Raw genomic sequence first — 18193 nt, forward strand, 5'->3', positions numbered from 1 at the left:
AGTAGATGCCATGTTGAATGTCTATCCTTTCAGACAAAAGCCCGGCTATTGCGGCCCGGCATCGTTAAAAATGGTGTTGGGCTTTCTGGGCCTTAAAATCTCTGAAAAAAAACTGGCGTTGATATCCGGCTGCACCCCGTCCAGCGGGATCGGGGCAGAGGGTCTGGTGTGTGCCGCCAAGAAGCTCGGCTTCCGCGCCCGTGTAAAGGATTTTTCAGATCTGGCAGATATCCGCAAGTGGGTCAACCGTAAAAAGATACCGGTCATCGTCGATTGGTTCGCCTTCGAGGGTGGCCATTATTCGGTCGTCAGCGGCATCGACAGGGAGAATATTTACCTTGAAGACCCGAGCCTGGGTCATCGGCGGGCGCTGAAGCTGTCGACTTTCATGCGGCTATGGTTCGACTTCCCAAATGATTACCTGAGGTCCAAAGACGAATTGATCATCCGGCGGATGATCATCATCGATAGGCGTATCCGTGATGAACAGTACAGGAAAACCGCCGGCTACTATGGGGAATTGAAGAAACTGGCGGCCGGACGGCACGATATTCAAGTCAAACGTCACCGTCTTGAGCAGCGTGATGCCGGATTCGATTTTTACCGGATCATCTCGCGCGGCGCCAAGCCGAACGATCGATTCATGCTCATCCGCGCCGGAATCCACGGAGACGAAGTGGCCGGCCCGTTGACCATCATCCGCTATTTTAACCGCATCTTCGACTATGCCCACAAACGCGGCGTCAAGCTTATCGTCTATCCGCTCGGCAATCCGGCAGGCTACGACGCCCGGCAGCGCTACAACACCGACAACGGCGAAGAATCCGGAGCCAATAACGATTTCGTGCGCTACGAGCTCGATAGTGGAAACCGGGTCGATGACATCCGCCGGGGCGCTAAATTCAAGCGATGGTACTGGTCCTCGGACAGCCGGCTGCATCTGAATCTGCCGGCCGAAACGGGCCTCATGCACCACCTTCTGCGGCGCGATCCACTGGAAAACATCGTCGCGGCCCTCGACCTGCATCAGGACAACATCTCCCGGACCGACATGGCCGCCGCCTACCACTACGCGTTCGGGGATCTCCCGGTTTACGGCCGCATCGTGGAGGCGATCCGTAAAACCGTGCCGATTCTATCCCACAAAGTGATCCGCGCCGGCCAGGCCAGCGGCATGCGGACGGACAAGGACGGCTTCATCGTCCGGCATGACGGCACCTTGGGCGACCTGCTCTACCGCCTGGGGGTGGCATATCCGGTAACGGCCGAAACCACCGGAAACACACCCATCGATTTAGCCTGCCAGGTCAACTGGCTGTGGATCAAGGGGCTGATCGATCTGGTGGCCAAAAAGCGAGCCACCGTTAAGAGGCCATTTGCCGACGAGGTCGTCCAGCCGCTTAAAAAAAACGTGTCCGGGCATCGCCTGATCAAGGCCGGCCGTGTGATGACCGATGCCGGCGTTCATCCCATCTACGCGGCCTTGACCCGGAATTACCCTGGCGATCTTCCCCGCATCATCCTCTCGGCCGGAATTCACGGCGAAGAGCCGGCCGGGGTTTACGCCCTCCTGGAGTTCATGAACCAGGGCATCAACCGATACCTGGGACATTTTTCATTTTTGATCCTGCCCTGCCTCAATCCGTACGGCTTCACCCGCGGTGTGCGTTACGGCAGTGATGCAGCCGATCTGAACCGATCTTTCGGAGGTGGTGCCGACCTGCCGGAAGTCGCTGCCGTCAAGGATTTGCTCGACCGGTTTCCCGGCCCCTACCACCTAGCGATTGACCTGCATGAAACCGACACCTATATGCCGCGAAGCGAAGCGTTTTCGGTCGAGGATATTCCGGACGGCTTCTATCTGTACGAAACCACCCCCAGCGGACAGCCGGTTCTCGGCCCGGTGATCCTGAAAGCCCTTTCCACCGCCGGCTATCGCATCACAAGGCGCCGGTCGGTATACGGTGCCGAATGCCAAAATGGCCTAATCACCTCCACGTCACCCGATGCGCCCGATTACCCGACACTACCCGAATTCAACAGCACGATAGACTGGTATATGTTCAAAAAACACTATACACACCATTCCATCACAACCGAAACGCCCACCGCCTGGCCCCTCAGACGACGGATTGCCGCACACAAAAAAGCGCTGATCTGTGCGCTCGATCAGCTCAAAAAAAGACTGTAGCGTCAGGCGCGACAATCTTAAACCGATGTGCCCATCATCCCCACTTAACCGACAAGAAAAGTCTCACGCAAAGACGCTAAGACGCAAAAAAATGCTTTAAAGGCACCCTTCGCGTTCTTCGCGGCTTCGCGTGAGGCAGAGAGAATGGAGCAAGGGCAGATCGGGACTATTCCATCGCCCAATACGGCCTGAACCAGGTGCAAGAACCGAAACCGGGCCTTTAGCTCAGCACCGTCGCCAAGGCTGGATAAGTGAAAAAGATAAAATGGGTGGTGTTGAGGCCAAAGTGGGTCATAATGCTGGCATCGATGCTTCCGGTGCGCTGGAAGATGATTCCATACCCCCACCCGGCCGCCGTGGCCAGGATCACGTACTTTAAATCCGCCGCCGAAATGGGCCAGTCCAAAACATACAGCCGCTGCGCCCAAGGCTAACCAGGCACCATTACGGAAACGATTTAATGACCGTTCCAGGTGCCGCTGTATAATACCGCGAAACAGGGCTTCCTCCGAAACGCAGGTAAAAAACAGGTTGGTCCACATCCAGACCCATCCGGAAGCCGGCCTTTTGGCATCCAGTCGGGCAAGGCCCCTGCCCCATAAATGGAAAACCCAAACAAGACAATCGCCCAGTTTGGTTTAAAATTATTTTGCAAGTTTAAACCGGATACGCAGCACCCCATCCTCAAAACTGGTGGTGGTAATCCTGAATTTACCAATCTCACCGGTGGATGAAACATGCTCGCCAATACACGGGCAGGCATCGTAGTCCCCCATATGGACAATGCGAACATCCGCTGTTACCGCGTCCGGCAACCGCTGTGTGTTATAACGGTTCTCGGCCGTCTCTTTCGAAACAAAGGATTCCGTGACCGGCAAATCTGAATCGATGACCGCGTTGACTCTGGCCTGGATGTCCGTCACTTCTTCATCATTCAGTGCATGGTCAAAATGGTAATCACACTTTGACTTCTTGCGTTCGATATGGGCCGAAAAACATCGGCCGCAGTCATACCGACTCACCATGGTCTGGTTGAGGATGTGCTCCGCTGAATGCATGCGTTTGTCAGGTTGTTTCTTCAAATCGTTGAGCTCCTTTATTATTCCGGGCCTCACGCGAAAACGCCAAAGCCGCAAAGTATTTTTTTCAGGCCTTTCTTTGCGTTCTTCGCGGCTTCGCGTGAGACACCCGTTACACCTTCAAATGCGGGTCACCACCCGGCGGAGACCAGAATTGAACGTCGCCGCACCAGAAGTGAATACAAAAAAAAGCAATATTTTTCAATCCACGAGGCAGAATAGTCAGATAGATTCATTGGCGGTTGACACTGCCAAAGGAGGATTGAAAAGATGAAATGCGTAATTGTGGTTGACCATACCCTGCCCCTGGGACTGATTGCCAATGCATCGGCGGTGCTGGCGATGAGTATCGGAAACCAGATCGATGGTATTGTCGGTGAGGATGTGATGGACCGGGACGGTTCACTGCACCGCGGGATTACACAGGTCTCCATTCCTGTTTTAAAGGGCGATGCCCAACGGATTCGCGTCCTTCGAGGCCGGCTGGAGGAATTGGGCAATGGGGAGCTTTTCTTTGTGGACTTTTGCGACGTCGCCCAACGATCCAAAGACTATGGGCATTATGCGTCGCAACTGCAGCAGACACCGGCAGATGGGCTCAATTACCTGGGCATTGGCATATGCGGTCCGGATCGGACGGTAAATTCGTTGACCGGCAATATGGGACTGCTGCGCTGAACGCTTGCACTGGACTGGCCTGCCGGCAGGCCAGTCCTTTCCCGCAAACTGGATACCGGATCAAGTCCGGCATGATAAGCCGGGTCCTTTCAACGATGCCGCTCGGTCTGCTGTTGAACTGAAAACGTATTTTATGTTTTTCTCACCGTCTCGACCCAGGTTTACAGAATTCTCTGCGCCCATAGCTTATGTTGAATTGGCGCCGGTGTGAGATATCGTCCGCCGAAAAAATGCCTTTTAAAGAACAGAGCAGTCAATACTTCAAATACTTCCCATGATAGGTTCCCACGCAAAGCGCATCCCCGTCAACTTAAGCACGTGTGAAAAGCCGTTTTTCGTATAGCTCCGATGCTCCGCGTGGGAGCGCGTACCACTGTTTACCTTAATGGGTCCCAAGCGGAGCTTGAGAACCCGTTAAGGTAATGGAGAAGCCCGATATCCATGTGAGCTTAATGCTGGCCCGGGAGGCATGAGGCATCTTGACATATTCTCGCTATTTTCTTGATCTTTTTTGCCTTTTGGAAAACTTCATAGGCTTGGCTGCTTCATCTTTGGATCGGGAATTTGGCTGAACAGGCATCATTGTTTTAACGGCATTTCCTCAAATCGACCCAATAAACCGAATATACCGAAAAATGATTAAGATTCATTTAAAAAAATTTCAGACACCTTGATAAAAAACAGCAATGTGACTAATTTGGGTTGAGTTTAAACGATAAAATTTTTCCTAAATGCCATATCGATCTTGACAGAGAGTATTGACAGTTGGCAAAAAGTGAGTGATCCAAGCATCTATCAAAACGCCGTTCGATCGATTCGAACGGATGGGTATCGTTGATAGCCATATCGCTTGTAATCCATGCAAACCAGACAGGAGTGATTCATGCAAAAGTTCTTAACCAAAGGCAGTTTGGCCATCGTTATCATATTCCTCATGGCGTGCGCGTCGTCGCCGCCATTGCTTGATGCCGTCTACTATCAGGATTATGACAAAGTCGTTGCATTAATTGAAAAAGGCGAACAGGATATCAATGGCAAGGACAACTCGGGCCGTACCCCGTTGATCATTGCCGCATACTATAATTACGGCCCCATCCTGGAGTATTTGGTGGAACACGGGGCCGACCTGGATGCAGTGGATTCAGCCGGCAAGACAGCGCTGCATCATACGGCTCACTACCGGTCCTTTGAAAACACGAAAATATTGCTCGAAAAAGGGGCCAACCCCAATATCCAGGATACGGAAGGCAACACACCCCTTTTGGTTGCAACATATGGAAACAATGCCGATATCGTCAAACTCTTGTTAGCATATGGCGCGTCCACTGACATTCGTAACAAAGCCGGGTACACCCCCATCACCTATGCGCGTCAGCATCAATACGAAGAAATCGGCACACTGTTGAAACCGATTCAATAATTTTAAAACAATGAATATCCTCGTTCTTGGCGCCGGCCTGATTGGCGCGCCCATGGCCAGGGATCTGGCTTTGGATCGTGAAAATACGGTCACCGTGGCCGACATCAGCCAAAGCGCCCTTCAACAAATAGCAACATCCGGTGGCATCCAGACCGTGCGGGCCGATCTTACGGACGCGAAGGCACTGGACCGGATTCTGGCGCCCTGTGCCATGGTGATCAATGCCGTTCCCGGGTTCATGGGGTATGCCACCTTGAAAGCCATCATCGAGGCCGGAAAAAATGTGATCGACATCGCCTTTTTTCCCGAGGATCCGTTTGCCCTGGATGAACTGGCCAAACGTAAAGGGGTCACAGCTGCTTTTTCCCATGTGGCAGCTGAAACCGGACGATGTGGATTACACCATCATGCAAGTCATGGTCCAAGGCCAAAAAGGCGGCCGGCAGCGTTGTTATACCTGGAATCTATTTGATCGGAGTGATCCATCAACAGGGGTTCACTCAATGGCCCGCACCACCGGATACACGGCTACGGTTACAGCCCGTCTGGTCGCCGGCAGACACTTTGTTCAGACCGGCATCATCCCTCCTGAGCGCATTGGCATGGATCCGGCGTGCATGACCTTCATCCTGGACGGGCTGGCCCAACGCGGGGTCATCTATGAGGAATCCGTTAAGGAAGGATGAAAATCGTGTAAGCGGCAGTGCGTGAGCGCGAAAAAACGCCTTCTCCCTGACGCGATTGGAGCCTGGTTTGAAAAGTCTGGATCAGGCCCGATGACAAGGCGGCAAACGGCTTAAAAGCGGAGCATATATGCAATATGTGAGCATTTTAAGCCGGTTGCCAGCGCCGTTAGCGGGTCTGAGGCGGGATTTTCAAACAGGCTGCTAAAGGATCTGACTGAGAAACAGCTTGGTCCGCTCATGCGTGGGGTCGGTAAAAAAATGCGCCGGCGTCCCCTCCTCCACAATCGCACCGGCGTCCATGAAAATCACCCGGTCGGCGACTTCACGGGCAAATCCCATTTCATGGGTCACGACAACCATGGTCATCCCCTCACGGGCGAGGGTTTTCATGACCTCCAGCACTTCACCGATCATTTCCGGGTCCAGGGCCGAGGTCGGTTCATCAAACAGCATCACCTTGGGATCCATGGCCAGGGCCCGGGCAATGGCCACGCGCTGTTGCTGCCCGCCGGACAGTTGGTCAGGATACACATTGATTTTATCGCTGATGCCGACTTTTTTCAAAAGCGCCATGGCCTTTTCCGTTGACTGGCCATGGGAACGTTTGCGCACCACTTTCTGGGCCAGGGTTACATTTTCCAGAACCGTCTTGTGCGGAAAAAGGTTAAAGGACTGGAACACCATGCCGACTTCGGCACGCACCTTGTTGATATCGGTTTTGGGATCCAGAATATCGATGCCATCGATATAGATATGACCACGGGTAGCATGTTCCAACCGGTTGATACATCGCAGAAAAGTACTTTTACCGGATCCGGAGGGGCCGATCACCACCACCACTTCACCGGGCGTGATCGTTGCACTGACATCTACCAGGGCATGGATTTCATGGGGTGCATAAAACGTCTTATAAACATTTTTTGCCGTTATCACGACGCTGCCAACCTCCTTATTCATTAAAAATGCGGAATAGTGCTATTTCTTCCACTCCAGGCTCAACATCCATCTGTTGAATACTTCTTCATAAAAGCCGTCACCCTTGCATTGCAGTAAAAAATTATTCAGAAAGTTTAAAAAATCCGGGTCCCCCTGGTTGACCGCCCACCCCAATGGTTCATAGGTGAACGGCCGGTCCAGAAAAACGGTTTTACCCTTACCGTGCTTGGCGTACAGCACACCGATAAACGGCTGGTCGTAGACCAGCGCATCTGCCTTGCCATTGATCACCGCCATACCAGCATCGGTCTCGGTTTCGAATCGTTGGTAGGTGGCTTTAGGAAGCAGCTGTTTGATCGTATACTCTCCCATACTGATCATGCGCGACGCAACAATGTACTTTGGATCGTCAAGTGCTTTGTAGGACTTGACGCTGTCTTTATGTTTGTTGTTCAAAAGGACAGCCTGCCCGATAACAATATACGGATCGGCAAAAGCAACCTTCAGGTTTCGCTTCTGGGTAATGGTCATTCTGCCCATGATAATATCGATCCGGTTGGCCAGCAGGGCGGGAATAAGGCCCTCCGAGGCGGTATTGACGGGAACGAATTTAACCCCCATGGCCTTGGCCAGTCGATGCCCGAAGTCGATATCAAAGCCAACGTATTTACCGGCCGTGGTGGTGATCGCAAACGGTCCGTGGCCCGACTCGAATCCCACGCGCAACTCGCCGCGCTGAAGTATTGTATTGATATGGGATGTTTTTTCAAGATGACGATCTGCAGCATTGGCACTACCCATAGCAACAACCAGTTCAGCAGCGATCAACAGGATGCCCAACCAAAATCTTTTCATGTCTGTCTCCGTATCTGAAAGAAGAAATAAGAACTGCCAGCTCAACATCCGCTCCAAAGAAATGGGTTACTATAGTTTATATATCAGATGGGCGCAAAGGAAAGATTTGATTGGTAGACATGCCATGCTGCCACGGCATTGATTGACAACTTCCAATATATCTTTTTTATTGGATGGCGCGGTTAAAAAATACGTTCAGGGCTTGAGCCGGCAGGCCAGACGCCAGGCCATCATGGCAACGATCAACACACCACCCAATAGAACGGACCACAATACAAGCTGGCGGGTGGGCAGCGGCTTTGACTGCGGGGTCAAACGGCTGGCACCGCCCAACTCAAAGACCGTGCCGTCGGGAAACACCCAGCGCTCGATTCCATGTTCTTGCTGCCGGTTGATACTGTCCACCAGGGTCGCCACATTGGTTTTCAACGGCTCGGCCCGGGTACTGCCAAATGCGAGGGTGAAGGGGCCATGCCCCCTGGCGATGAAAAACAGGTCATGGGGGCGATAGCCGATTTCAAGCCGGGGTATCGATTGACCGATGGTACTTTCGCTGGCGTTGACCGTCAGCCACCAGTAGCGATCCATGGTCGCCGTCACCGGCTGCGGCGCGCTGGTCAACGCTGTACCCTGGACATCAATACGATAAAACAGGCCGCTGCACCGATTGCGCCATTCTCTCTGGCGGTGATGGCGAGATGCCAGCTGTGCATCGGCCATGCTGTTGGGTTGGTCAAACACAAGATTGACCCGGTCCACGGGAAATGCGCCCCCTGTATCGTAAACATACCCCCCCTTGGCCTCGTCGGCTTGCCGTCCTGCAACGGTCAAAACCGCCCGCACCGGGTTGGGTCCCTCGGCAATGGAGCGTCCCTGAATAGAACGAACGGCAATCGGCGGCCCCTCGTTCAACTGACGCAGACGCAGGTAAGGTTTGAGGGTGGGAGAAAAGGTGATCGTATTGTTTCCAAGTCGATGGCCGCCATACTGGATGTCGGAAATCACGGCGCGTGACTTGAGCCGGGTCCAGTCGACCAGATCGTCGCTGGCCTCCACAGATAGAAAGACCATCCGGTTCATGGTTCCGGGCTGCCAATCCAGCCGCAGCTCAGCCAGATTGATGTCCATCTGGCTCAAATCGATGAGAATGGTCCGCGTGGATGACTGGGATTGTGTTTGCTGCGTCTGGGGCTGGATGCGCACGATGGTTCCGTCGGGTCCGGTACGAACATATACGCCATAGTCAGCGGCGGATCCATCCCCATCATCAGGAATCGGAAAATAAGGCAACTGTCGCCAGGGCGTCTGTGCCGACTGGCTCTGAGCGAAGCGAAGCAGATGCGGAACCGGTTCGCCATCGGCATTGAAAACGCGAATGTCTCCCAAATCCACTCGATACACGGTTTTGTATACCGGCTCCGGAACACTGACGGCCGCCACGGCAACCCCGGCAGGCACCCGGATTTTGAGCCCATAAGCGAAATCATTCATGGTCACCGGATTGGCCAGTGCCAGGACGGGCACCCCAAGCCAGACCAAGAAAACCAGACAGCCCCATCTTTTCATGAACGGATTCCTTTCGATGCTGCCGGTGGCAACGGCGTAAAAAAGCCGATCACCAGCATCAAGATGCCCACGGCCAAAAAGGAGACAATACGGGAAATGGTGCCCGACCCCGACAAATCGACAACAAACAGCTTGATCACAACGACCGCCAGCAGACCGGCCCCTGAAAACCATATGTTGCGGAGGCACAGTCGATGGGCTGCGATCATGCCACCCAGCGCCACCAGCCCCCATAAAACAGACACCGCGGCATGAAACAGGTTGGCGCGCAGCATGGCCTCCCACACATAGGGGACCGACGCAAATGTATGGACGCTGCGGGCCACCACAGCCGTCAACCAGAAAAGCATACACAAGGCGGCAACGGCCCCCATGCTAAGCGGTGTGATTTTAAGTGGTAAATGATCCGTCTGCCGGCATGCGTATACAATCCAGTTGATCATGACCAGGAAAACAAACACCTGTACCAGATCAAGCGGGTTAAACAGCGGCAGGTAGGGCAGTGGCCGGGGATTTCCACTCGATGAGAGGCTCAGTACCGACCAGGCCACAAGGCCGGCCGCCAACAATTGGGGAAACCATGCCTGACTGGCAATGGAAAAAGCCGCTGAGGGCCATTTGAGCCGTTGGCCCAGTCGCATGGCCCCGTAAAGAACGGCCGCCGGCACGCTGCCCCAGGCGATCAATCGCCAAACGGGAGTGCCATCGGCCACCCGATCCATCATCCAGCCCGCTTCCCAACTGAACAGCACCGTAGCCAACAAGAGGCCGGTCGTATGCCATACCACACACAGCGTCGCCGGCCACGCCGCATCCATTACATATAAGAGATAGACATGCACGGCAAACAATACCGGCCAGAGCACCGCCCACCATCCCTGAAAGGGGTGGTGCAGATAGTATTCCTGGCTGAGCAGCGCGCCGGCCAGGATCATGGCCGGCAACAGCCCCATGGCGGGAAACCGGATCCCATTCCAATCCAGCCGCCGATACCCTATTCCCATGGCCAGCGCACTGAACCCGACAAAGGACATCCACCCTGCCCATTCGTAGCGGCAGTCCAGCGCACGATCGATTTCCGTGATTCCCGTGGCAAACCACCATACCAGGCCCCAGGCCATGGCCAGCGGTGCCAGGTTCCGTTCCAGGCGATGGAGCCGCTGTTGATGACGTTCAAGCATGAAGGCGCTGAACAGTCCCGCCAGCCCCATCATCATTGCGCCCAGAAAGCGGCTGTTGAAAAAAAGTGTCGGGTCTGCGCTGCCATGGCTTTCGATCAAAAACAGCGCACCGGATCCGACCTGCAGCAACAAACCGAACACCCTGGCCGTCCACCGGCGCTGACGCAGGCCGATCCAGACCAGCCCCGCGCCTTCCAGACTCCAGGTCACGGCGGTCCAACTGCCGGACAAGGCCAGGGGGATGGCCAGGCTGCCAAAAATCACCCCCAGAGCCAAAAAGGCCTCGACCAACGTCCGCAGGCCTTCTTCACAGCGTCGCCACAAGGCTGTGGCCAGCCCGGCATAAATCAAGGCCATGACCAGGGCACTGTAAGCCAGACCGTAAGGGATGGACTTGACCAACCCGATCTGCAGGCTAAAGACCACCAAAGGCAGCCCGAATACCAGTGTGCCGTCCACATACCCTTTCAACTGCGGCGGTTGCCGGAGCGCGAAAAGCACGGCGATGGTCAGGTAAAAAAGAAAAAAAAGAACCAAAAACGGCTCGGTGCTGTTGAAATAGGCCGGCTGATAATACTGCGTCCCCCACACCGATCCAATACCAAACGTAAACACAAACCCCAACAGATTCAGCCAACGCCAGGCTCTGAACCAGGCGATACCGAAAATACCGGCATTGAGCAGCGCATAATAGGAAAAAAGCATGATATGGGAGCCACTCCCGGTTGAGAGCAATACCGGCGCCATGAACCCGCCGGCCGCACCGATCACGGCCATGGCAGCGGCATTTTGCAGCACGGCCAGGGCACCGGAAAAAAAGACCAGGCCGATCATCAAGGCGAAAACAAGCGGTATGGGAACCAGATGAAAGAGCCTGGCCGCGGCAAACAAGGTCAGATACATCACACCGATGCCGCCGCCCTGCAGGGTTATGGCATAGGCAAAACGCCGCGCTCTCAGCCGCCAGCCAAGCACCAGCAGACCGATGCCGGCGGCAAAGGCGGCCGCCAGACGGAGTTCCAATGGCATCAGGTTACGGGCGGCGGCATATTTGATCAGAAAGGCGAAACCGAACAGCAACACCACGATGCCGGCCCGAACAACAAGATTACCGCCCAACAGCCACTGCCCGACAGGGTGCATGGTGCCGCTGGTCGCCGACGATGGTAACGGGCGGGGTGGCGCTGCGCCGGGCTTTGCAGCCTTGGTATCACCGGCCAAATCATCAACCAGATCATCGGCCAGTTCCAGTTCCAGGGACGGCATCTTGCTGTCAGCGGCAGAAGCGGGCGCCGCCATCGGGGGTGTAGCCACGGCCTCAGCCGATCTGTGCGTCTTATGATCATCAGCACCAGCCGGTTGCCCGTGGTTGTCCGGTACTGGCGGGGATGCAACGTCGTGGGCAGATGCCTTTGCATCAAAGGCCACCGTTGAAGCTGCCTTTCTGGCAAGCGTTGCTTCCAGGGTCTTCAAGCGCTGCTCCATGGCCATGAGCCGGTTACGCTGATTGATAACAGCCGCCACCACAAGGCCTATCCCGGCACCGACCAGTGCATCCGCCTTTCCATACAGATAAATACTGCCGGCCACGGCACCGATCAGTCCGAGGACGATGTATATCATACCCCATTCCTTTTCATTGCGGTCATCGCCCACCGCATGGCTTAATGAGCGGTATTACGCCCATTGGCAGGCGGTGGGGGCAACCTTAGTGATGAAGCAGGTTAACACCTTCCCCATTCGGCCTCAAGCCCTGCTCACTCAAGCCACCAATTGTAATTATAGGCATAATCGGTTATCTTTTTGAAAATCCATTCATCCTTTGCCGATGGGATATGCAATGACCACAGCAGATTTGGCCCGTCAATGCACCACCGTGATCTGGAACCATTTTATCGACCACCAGGATCGTTTTCGGTCGATTACCCGACGCGCAGCAAAACGGTTCATGCATCGTGAATGGTCCGCATTACAGGCGGACACCGCCAATCGGCTGAATCTTTACCCCGATGCCGTGGATCAGGCACAAAACCGCCTGTGCGCGATGTTAACGAACCGCGTTCGCGACGTCCATGTCTGGGCTGGGGCCAAAGCCGCCTTTGCCGACCAGATCCGTCGTCGCCATGACCGGGAACTGGCCGAAACATTTTTCAACTCGATCACGCGCCGTGTTTTCGGCACGGTGGGGGTCAACCGACACCTTGAATTTGTCCATGATGAGCCGGTATGGCCCACGCCCACATCACTGGTCTTTAAGGCATACCCTTTGACGGACCCGGTTGAATCCGTGCTGCGGCGTATTTTCATGGATGCCATGGGGCGGATGGTGGACCCGGCGAAAATTGACGCGGTGCTGACCCACATGGCAGACCGACTGAACCGCCGCCTGCGTCAAACGGGGGATCTTCAACCAGGCCGCATCGAAATACTCCGCCCGGTGTTCTACCGCGGGCAAGGCGCATACCTGATTGGCCGGGTCACCACGGGGAAAACGACGTTTCCCTTGGTCGCCGCACTGCTTCATCCATCCGGTGGTGTTCTCGTGGATGCCCTGCTGCTTTACTCGGAAGCCGTCAGCGTCATCTTTTCCTATACCCGCTCGGCCTTTCATGTGGATATTGAGCACCCCGCTGAGACGATCGCATTTCTCAAATCGATTCTGCCGGCCAAACCGGAAGCCGATCTCTACTCGGCCATCGGTCATTTTAAACACGGCAAAACCGTGCTGTACAGTGAGGTTTGCCGGTACACGGCCGAATGCACCATGGACCTGTTTCACCTTTCACCGGGTAAACGGGGCATGGTCATGATCGTTTTTGAAATGGCCGGTCTTGACATGGTTGTCAAACTGATCCGCGACCGCTTTGATACCCCCAAAAGAACAACCCGGGCCAAGGTGATGGCGCAATATGACTTCATCTTTCATCACTACCGCGTCGGACGGCTGGTCGAAGCCCACTGCTTCGAGCACCTGTCCTTTGATCGCTGCTGGTTTTCCGATCCATTGCTGGATCTTTTGCTCGCCGAGGCCGGGCAGACGGTTCACCTCGAGAAAGAGCGCGTGGTCATTGACCTGGCCTATCTGGAACGGCGGGTGATCCCCCTTGACGTCTACCTGAGCACCCAAACCGGTAAACCCGCCGACGCCGTTGTGATCGATTTTGGCAACGCCATCAAGGACCTGGCGGCAGCCAACATTTTTCCCGGTGATATGCTGCTGAAAAATTTCGGTGTGACCCGTCACGGACGCGCGGTGTTTTACGATTACGATGAAATCGTCCCCTTGACGGACTGCCGTTTCAGGAATATTCCGCAGCCACGCACATACCTGGAAGAAATGGCGGACGAGCCCTGGTATACGGTGGAAGAAAACGACGTCTTCCCTGAAGAGTTTTCCCGGTTTTTGGGACTTGCGCCACCGCATCAACAATTGTTTTTAAGCCACCACGAAAATCTGATGCAAACGGATTTCTGGGTCGGCGTTCAAGAAGAAATCCAAAATGGCGTGATCCGCCACGTCCCCCCCTATCCGCCCCGGTATCAATTGGGCGAAGCAAAGGAATAACGGTAACCTAGGTTTACTTTTAACCCAGGTGCATTATAATAATAGCTGTTCCAGCCCGTTGAAAAGCCGCTTTTCCAATGACCATCCACAGATGGTCACGAACATCTGATGCCTGATGTAAGATTTTCCATCTTTTTTTATTATGATCTGTCCGACATTGCCATCAACGACGCGTTGACATTTTTGCCAGCACAACCGTCGGTGCCCTTAGCGCCTGTTTAATAAATCCTAAGCCGGGGAGGAAACATGAAAACAATTGAAGAGAAAGCCCAAGAGATCTGCGAACGACTCACCTGCCATGAAGTCGTTGCCGACGAGCGGGAAGAATTGGAAGCCCATTGGGCCGGCGATCCCCGCTGGAAGGGAATTATCCGTCCTTATTCAGCTGAAGATGTTCTCAAGCTGCGGGGCAATCTGAAGATTGAATACACATTTGCCAAAATCGGTGCCAAGCGTCTGTGGTATCTGATTAACAATGAGGACTATGTGCCCGCCCTGGGCGCCCTGACCGGCAACCAGGCGGTTCAACAGGTGGAGGCCGGGCTTCTGGCAATCTATCTGAGTGGTTGGCAGGTCGCGGCGGATGCCAACCTGGCCGGTGAAATGTACCCGGACCAAAGCCTCTACCCCTCCAACAGCGTACCGTCTGTGGTACAGCGCATTAACAATGCCCTGCGGCGCGCCGACCAGATTCAGGTGCTGGACGGTAGAAAAAACGGGCCCTACTGGTTCGCACCGATTGTGGCTGATGCCGAGGCCGGGTTCGGCGGTCCCCTGAACGCTTTTGAACTGATGAAACAGATGATCGAGGCCGGTGCGAGTGGGGTGCACTTCGAAGACCAGCTGTCCTCTGCCAAAAAGTGCGGCCATATGGGCGGCAAAGTCCTGGTTCCCACCCAGGAGGCCGTCGCCAAGCTGGTGGCAGCCCGCATGGCCGCGGATGTGTGCGGTGTGCCCACCGTTTTGGTGGCCCGCACGGACGCCGACGGCGCCAAACTGTTGACCAGCAACATCGACAAACGGGATCAGCCGTTTATCCTCGACCAGCCGCGTTCCAGCGAGGGGTTTTACTACATGAAAAACGGCGTTGAATCAGCCATTGCGCGTGGGCTGGCCTACGCCCCGTATGCCGACATGGTCTGGTGTGAGACATCCACACCGGATCTGGCGCAGGCCAAACAATTTGCCGAGGGGATCCACGCCAAATTTCCCGGCAAACTCCTTGCCTACAACTGCTCGCCCTCGTTTAATTGGAAAGCCAACCTGGACGATGCCACGATTGCCACGTTCCAGCGGGAATTGGGCGCCATGGGCTATAAATTTCAGTTTGTCACCCTGGCCGGATTTCACGCGCTGAATTTAGGGATGTTCGATCTGGCCCTGAACTACCGCAAGACCGGGATGCTGGCCTACTCGCGGTTTCAGGAAGATGAGTTCCGCTTCGGCAAGGAAGACGGCTATATGGCCACAACGCACCAGAAATTCGTGGGTGCGGGCTATTTCGACCGGCTGATGGACACCATCAGTGCAGGGGAATCGTCGGTTGGCGCCATGACCGGAAGCACCGAGGAAGAACAATTTAAATAGTGCCCATCCACGATGGACACTAAATAACAAAAATACATCTAACTTTCTCGAACAGCAATGCCGTTTTATGGGATATAAAACGGCATTGCTTATTTTGATGCGATGTTTATGTAAACAAAATTGATCTTCCAAGCAACCTATTTTTAATTCTAAAAATGGATATGCTAAGGATCTTTTTAACCCAAATTAAAAGTTAACCAATTGCGTTTGCTTTTTTAAGATGATAATAATATAAAAACTTTTTTTCTTGATTTTTTATTAATAATGCCAATAATGGAAAAATTTTTACGTTCAAACGTATCTAATAATAATACAAGGAGTAAGGAGTAAAGAATGCCAGCAAAGAAAAAAATCGACGGAGCAAAGTTGATCAAAATGATTGAAAGCGGAAAGCTTCAAAGTGAAATCATGAAAGAATTCGATTTAAGCACATCCGCCCAGTTAAAAGCACACTATGTTGACGCCTTGATGATGGCTGGCAAGGCGCCGCAAATCAAATCCGGTCGGGGTAAAAGAGCGGGCGTGCCGTCCAAAGAAGTCATGGTCAGTAAACGTGGCAGTGTTGTCATTGCCAAAGCATTGATCGAAGAGATGGGGTTTGAAGAAGGGGATAAGTTCACCGTTCGCAGGTCAAAATCGGGAATATCGATGAAAAAGATTGAAGAATAGATCGTCGGTACCTTGTACCCCAGCAAATAAAAAAAGCGGACCTTTTTTGGTCTGCTTTTTTTATTTGGTTATCATCATTATTATAGTTTTCCCTTTTTGATGATTGCCACCAACAGCCAAATTCCCATCACCGCGGCGGCAATAAAACCCACGATGCCGATGGCGGATATACCGTAAAACAAGGGGGGCGTTTTGGAAATGACAATCAACGCCGAACCGATAATAAGTGAGGCAATAATAATGGAAAAAGAGATACGATTACTAATTTGATCATGGGTGGAAAGCATGTTTTCCATGTTTTTCAACTCCAGCATAAAAGTAAACTTTTTCTGCCGGATGTTGCGGGTGATTTCCAGAAGATCCTTGGGAAATTCCTGGACAAAATCCATGTATTGTCCGATGATGCTCACGGCATCACTGCTCAGACGCTTGGGAGAAAAACGCGATAGTTTGACCTGGCGGATAAACGGCTCGGCATGAGCGATCAAATCAAAATCCGGATCCAGAGCCAGCCCAACCCCTTCCACCGTACTGATCGCCTTCATCATCAAAAAAAGCTCCGGTGGAATGCGCATTCGATGCTGGGCAGCCATGTCAAGCAGGTTCTGCAGCAGTTTGCCGACCACGATGTCCTTGAGCGGTTTGTAAAGATGCTCACCCATAAAGTCGGCCACATCCTTGCTCAGCAGGCGCAGGTCAGGTTCCTCTTCCCACAGGGTCAACTTCAACAGTACCCGTGTGGTGCGGGCTTCATCCCGACGCACAACGGCATCCACAAGATCCACAAACGCCTCTCGGGTGGCCCGGTCCACAGTCCCCATCATACCGAAATCAAGCAAACAGATCACATTATCGGTTAAAACGAAAAGATTTCCCGGATGGGGATCGGCGTGGAAGAAGCCATGTTGAAAAATTTGCGTCAACAGAATATCGGCACCACGCATAGTGATGAGTTTCCGGTCATAGCCGTTCTGGTCCAGATCTTCCAGCATGGACACTTTGACGCCGTCCACAAATTCGGTGGTCAATACCCGCTCGGTGGTAATCTCACGATAGACTTTGGGAATGTAAACGGTCTGGTCCTGCAAAAAAGACCGGGCCACCCGCTCCATGCTGGTGGCCTCAAGGGTATAGTCCATCTCCTTTTCGATGGAGCGGGCAAACTCTTCAACAATTTTTACCGGTCGGTGAAATGCGATTTCTTCAATGTGCCGTTCAGCCAGCGTCGCCAAATGAAGCATGATCTCAAGGTCCACCTCTACAATCTTGTGGATCCCGGGACGCTGGATCTTGACCGCGACTTCCTCACCGTTCTTGAGACAGGCGTGGTGGACCTGACCGATAGAGGCCGAGGCCAGTGGCTCAGGATCAAACGGGTCAAACAATTCCTCGATCGACTGACCCGTTTCTTTTTTTATGATCTGGCGAACATCGGCGAAAGAAAAGGAGGGAACCTTATCCTGTAAAAAGGATAGCTCTTTAATGAAATCCACGGGAACAAGGTCGGGCCGGGTGGAGAGGATCTGCCCCATTTTAATGTACGTGGGTCCCAGTTCCTCAATGGCCAACCGTACGCGTCTGGCCCTGGAAAGACGCTTTACCCGTTCACCGCGTTTGGTGGATAGCATCTGCAGACCGATCTCGATATATTGATCGATCCTGAGCAGTTCCAAAATATCATCGAAACCATATTTGAGCATTACCGCCAGAATCTGCCGGTAGCGATTCAGGTTCCGGTAGGTGCGACCAATCACACCAATTTTTCGTATACTGATCATTG

15 protein-coding genes and 1 pseudogene are annotated in these 18193 nt (G+C 53.6%); 8 read left to right on the forward strand and 8 right to left on the reverse strand.

The window, feature by feature from the left end; all coding sequences use genetic code 11:
• Positions 1–10: 10 nt before the first annotated feature.
• Positions 11–2191, forward strand: coding sequence for a cysteine peptidase family C39 domain-containing protein (locus tag Dvar_RS29390; protein WP_419656687.1), 2181 nt, complete (start codon positions 11–13; stop codon positions 2189–2191).
• A gap of 220 nt (positions 2192–2411) precedes the next feature.
• Here Dvar_RS29390 and Dvar_RS29395 read toward each other — a convergent pair whose 3' ends face one another.
• The 3 genes and pseudogenes from Dvar_RS29395 to Dvar_RS29405 all read right to left on the reverse strand — a co-directional run bounded on the left by Dvar_RS29395 (position 2412) and on the right by Dvar_RS29405 (position 3273).
• Positions 2412–2597 carry a type II CAAX prenyl endopeptidase Rce1 family protein gene (locus Dvar_RS29395; protein WP_419656688.1) on the reverse strand — a complete coding sequence of 62 codons (186 nt, stop codon included), beginning with the start codon at positions 2595–2597 and terminating at the stop codon, positions 2412–2414.
• A 34-nt stretch (positions 2598–2631) separates the two neighbouring features.
• Positions 2632–2733: pseudogene (locus Dvar_RS29400) on the reverse strand (hypothetical protein); the annotation flags it as partial.
• Between the two features lie 102 nt (positions 2734–2835).
• Entirely contained in the window at positions 2836–3273 is a 438-nt protein-coding gene (locus Dvar_RS29405; protein WP_419656689.1) for a hypothetical protein, read from the reverse strand.
• Positions 3274–3540: 267 nt separating this feature from the next.
• On the opposite strand from Dvar_RS29405, the gene Dvar_RS29410 reads away from it, so the two are divergent.
• The 4 genes from Dvar_RS29410 (at position 3541) to Dvar_RS29425 (ending at position 6054) form a co-directional block, all read left to right on the forward strand.
• Complete coding sequence (locus Dvar_RS29410) at positions 3541–3948, forward strand: DUF2000 domain-containing protein (protein WP_419656690.1); 408 nt, start codon at positions 3541–3543, stop codon at positions 3946–3948.
• Between the two features lie 883 nt (positions 3949–4831).
• A complete protein-coding gene (locus tag Dvar_RS29415; RefSeq protein WP_419656691.1) occupies positions 4832–5368 on the forward strand; it encodes an ankyrin repeat domain-containing protein in 537 nt (178 codons plus the stop codon).
• A gap of 10 nt (positions 5369–5378) precedes the next feature.
• Positions 5379–5840 (forward strand): saccharopine dehydrogenase NADP-binding domain-containing protein, encoded by a 462-nt coding sequence (locus Dvar_RS29420; protein ID WP_419656692.1) that lies wholly within the window; start codon positions 5379–5381, stop codon positions 5838–5840.
• The gene (locus tag Dvar_RS29425; RefSeq protein ID WP_419656693.1) at positions 5776–6054 is read left to right on the forward strand and encodes a saccharopine dehydrogenase C-terminal domain-containing protein; all 279 of its coding nucleotides are present in this window, start codon (positions 5776–5778) and stop codon (positions 6052–6054) included. Before Dvar_RS29420 ends, Dvar_RS29425 begins: the two co-directional genes overlap by 65 nt.
• A gap of 201 nt (positions 6055–6255) precedes the next feature.
• Here the strand turns inward: Dvar_RS29425 and Dvar_RS29430 are convergent, their stop codons facing one another.
• From Dvar_RS29430 to Dvar_RS29445, 4 genes are all read right to left on the reverse strand, one after another.
• A complete protein-coding gene (locus Dvar_RS29430; protein ID WP_419656694.1) occupies positions 6256–6987 on the reverse strand; it encodes an amino acid ABC transporter ATP-binding protein in 732 nt (243 codons plus the stop codon).
• A 42-nt stretch (positions 6988–7029) separates the two neighbouring features.
• Positions 7030–7845, reverse strand: a complete 816-nt coding sequence (locus Dvar_RS29435) for a transporter substrate-binding domain-containing protein (protein WP_419656695.1) — start codon at positions 7843–7845, stop codon at positions 7030–7032.
• Positions 7846–8040: 195 nt separating this feature from the next.
• Complete coding sequence (locus Dvar_RS29440; RefSeq protein WP_419656696.1) at positions 8041–9411, reverse strand: DUF3999 domain-containing protein; 1371 nt, start codon at positions 9409–9411, stop codon at positions 8041–8043.
• On the reverse strand, positions 9408–12215 hold the full coding sequence (locus tag Dvar_RS29445) for a DUF2339 domain-containing protein (RefSeq protein ID WP_419656697.1): 2808 nt from the start codon (positions 12213–12215) through the stop codon (positions 9408–9410). The genes Dvar_RS29440 and Dvar_RS29445 overlap by 4 nt, the downstream gene beginning before the upstream one ends.
• 217 nt (positions 12216–12432) lie before the next feature.
• Between Dvar_RS29445 and aceK the strand changes: the two genes are divergently transcribed.
• The 3 genes from aceK to Dvar_RS29460 all read left to right on the forward strand — a co-directional run bounded on the left by aceK (position 12433) and on the right by Dvar_RS29460 (position 16413).
• Positions 12433–14157: a bifunctional isocitrate dehydrogenase kinase/phosphatase gene (gene aceK, locus Dvar_RS29450; protein WP_419656698.1), complete on the forward strand. Its 1725-nt coding sequence runs from the start codon at positions 12433–12435 to the stop codon at positions 14155–14157.
• A 246-nt stretch (positions 14158–14403) separates the two neighbouring features.
• The gene (gene aceA, locus Dvar_RS29455; protein ID WP_419656699.1) at positions 14404–15744 is read left to right on the forward strand and encodes an isocitrate lyase; all 1341 of its coding nucleotides are present in this window, start codon (positions 14404–14406) and stop codon (positions 15742–15744) included.
• 333 nt (positions 15745–16077) lie between these two features.
• Positions 16078–16413 carry a hypothetical protein gene (locus Dvar_RS29460; protein ID WP_419656700.1) on the forward strand — a complete coding sequence of 112 codons (336 nt, stop codon included), beginning with the start codon at positions 16078–16080 and terminating at the stop codon, positions 16411–16413.
• Positions 16414–16493: 80 nt separating this feature from the next.
• Here Dvar_RS29460 and Dvar_RS29465 read toward each other — a convergent pair whose 3' ends face one another.
• The gene (locus tag Dvar_RS29465; protein ID WP_419656701.1) at positions 16494–18191 is read right to left on the reverse strand and encodes an ABC1 kinase family protein; all 1698 of its coding nucleotides are present in this window, start codon (positions 18189–18191) and stop codon (positions 16494–16496) included.
• Positions 18192–18193 lie beyond the last annotated feature (2 nt).

Origin of the sequence: Desulfosarcina variabilis str. Montpellier, assembly GCF_048565275.1 — a bacterium.
Lineage (GTDB): Bacteria > Desulfobacterota > Desulfobacteria > Desulfobacterales > Desulfosarcinaceae > Desulfosarcina > Desulfosarcina variabilis.